We start from the raw sequence: 468 nt of genomic DNA, 5'->3' as shown, positions 1-468 counted from the left end.
TGCTGGTTCCGACTCAGGAGGCGATTCAGAAGCTGGTGGCGGCGCGTCTGGCGGCCGACGTGATGGGGGTCCCGACGCTGGTCATCGCCCGTACCGATGCCGACGCCGCGGATTTAATTACCTCAGACTGCGATCCGTACGATCGTGAGTTTATTACCGGGGATCGCACCAGCGAAGGGTTCTTCCGAACACACGCCGGGATCGAGCAGGCGATCAGCCGCGGGCTGGCCTACGCGCCGTATGCGGATCTGGTGTGGTGTGAAACGTCGAAACCGGATCTCGAGCAGGCGCGCCGCTTTGCCGAGGCTATCCATGCGCGTTTCCCGGGCAAACTGCTGGCCTATAACTGCTCGCCGTCGTTTAACTGGAAGAAAAATCTCGATGATAAAACCATCGCCAGCTTCCAGCAGCAGCTGTCGGACATGGGATACAAGTACCAGTTTATTACCCTCGCGGGGATCCACAGCA

The 468-nt window shown here is 59.6% G+C and carries 1 pseudogene; it reads left to right on the top strand.

The features are described 5' to 3' along the window. Positions 1-468, top strand: a pseudogene (locus M3189_RS26490) (isocitrate lyase); the annotation flags it as partial.

The sequence above is a fragment of the Neobacillus niacini genome (genome assembly GCF_023715415.1).
Lineage (GTDB): Bacteria > Bacillota > Bacilli > Bacillales > Cytobacillaceae > Neobacillus > Neobacillus niacini_C.
Note: the sequence above shows the minus strand (reverse complement) of the source record. Positions and strands in the feature narration are given on the sequence as shown.